This window comes from Mesorhizobium sp. M0633, assembly GCF_040320645.1.
In the GTDB taxonomy this organism is placed as follows: Bacteria; Pseudomonadota; Alphaproteobacteria; order Rhizobiales; family Rhizobiaceae; genus Mesorhizobium.
Genome location: NZ_JAMYQC010000105.1, coordinates 1 through 1,634, shown reverse-complemented (window position 1 = coordinate 1,634; position 1,634 = coordinate 1). Strand labels below are relative to the sequence as shown.

At 59.5% G+C, this 1,634-nt stretch carries 2 protein-coding genes and 1 pseudogene; 1 reads left to right on the top strand and 2 read right to left on the bottom strand.

Translation table 11 applies throughout. The features are described 5' to 3' along the window. Positions 1 to 248, top strand: a 248-nt coding sequence (locus NKI47_RS34815; RefSeq protein ID WP_352596341.1) for a S4 domain-containing protein, incomplete at its 5' end; no start/stop codon positions are given. A gap of 50 nt (positions 249 to 298) precedes the next feature. Here the strand turns inward: NKI47_RS34815 and NKI47_RS34810 are convergent. Next, positions 299 to 956, bottom strand: a pseudogene (locus NKI47_RS34810) (IS30 family transposase); the annotation flags it as partial. Positions 957 to 1,197: 241 nt separating this feature from the next. Next, positions 1,198 to 1,634 (bottom strand): transposase (locus NKI47_RS34805; RefSeq protein ID WP_352596339.1); only part of this gene is annotated, 437 nt, incomplete at its 5' end.

Genomic DNA, 1,634 nt, shown 5'->3' with positions numbered 1-1,634 from the left:
AGGGCGAAGCCGCAGAGGGGCTACCGACGCTTCATCTAAATGACGCCGAGGGCTTGGCCGGAGTAGCCCTTGTGGATTTGCTGGTACGCGCCGGATTGACCTCGTCCAAAGGGGAAGCGCGAGGGGCGATCTCGGGACGAGGTGTGCGGATCAACGGCAACGTCGTCGAGGTTGATACAATGATATCGTCCCAAGACCTCCCGATCCGGCTTTCGCTCGGCCGGAAGCGCCACACTGTTGTAAAGTAGGGTTTCAGCAAATGCTGTCGCAGAAATTCTGCCCGCTTAGGGGGGTGGGTTCAACTGATCCCTGCAACACACTCCGCGAACTTTTCAGCTGGGGTTTGATAAAGCAAGGTCTTTCGCGGCCTCTCATTGAGCTGCCGTGCGATCGCGCTGAGCTTAGTCTGGCTGTGCAGGGATAGATCGGTTCCGCGCGGCAGATATTGGCGCAGTAATCGGTTGGTGTTTTCGTTGGAGCCGCGCTGCCACGGCGACCGCGGATCACAGAAGTAGACCTCGACGTCGGAGGCCAAGGTCAGGCGCTGGTGATCGGCGAGCTCTTTGCCTCGGTCCCAGGTCAACGACTGGTACAGTTCGCCGGGGAGTTTCCGTGCCTGTTTGATCAGTGCCGAGACGACGGTATCCTTGTTGGCGACCTTGACCAGCATCACATAGCGCGAGTGACGCTCGACCAGCGTCGCAACATAGCTGTTCCTAGATCCACCGATCAGGTCACCCTCCCAATGGCCGGGGACGGCACGATCTTCAACGGATGCAGGCCTTTCGCTGATAGAGACCGCATCCTTGATCTGGCCGAGCCCGTTCCGCTTCAGGCTGGCGTGTTTGGAGCGACGAGTGGTGCGCTTTGGCCCTAAGATGCTCAAGCAGTTCCTTTTTCAGCACCCCACGCGCCTGGATGAACAGGCTTGGATAGATTGTCTCATGTGACACGTGATTATGCGGCTCGTGTACGAGGTCGAGCAGTGAGCATTGTCACGCTTCCATGCGGCAATGGGCGGGCCGTTTCCTTTGATGTGATCGCGTCGGTGGTCGACGCTGCGCGCGAGGTTTTCCAGTTCTGCAACGCTAGCTGTGGAATCGAACGCATTATTTGCGAGGATACCAATTGGGACTGGCAGGAAATCGTTCCCGAAAGGCGGAACTGTCAGGAATTCTGTGCGCGAGGCCGGTTTCGTCATTGGCTGACGAACCTTTCGCCGAAGACGACGGCGAACTGGGTCTTGGCCTCGAACCATTCGCGCGGCGGTCGTTTCCATTCCTCGGCCGCGTGGTTCAGCACCAAATATAGCAGCTTCATGGCCGCATCGTCACTGGGGAAGTGTCCCCGGGTGCGGACGGCGCGGCGCAGCTTGGAGTTCAGCGCCTCTATGGCGTTCGTGGTGTAGATGATCCGCCGCACGCTTTCGGGATAGGCAAAGAATGGGACGACGTGCTGCCAATTGCGCCGCCAGCTTTGGGTGATCGCCGGATACCGCTGCCCCCAGTAGCTGGCTTCGAAGTCCTCAAGAGCCTTCATGCCGGCTTCGGCGTCCTTGGCCCGGTAGATCGCGCGCAGCGCCGGCACGACGGACTTGCGGTCCTTCCAGGACACGAACTCCAGGGAATGACGGA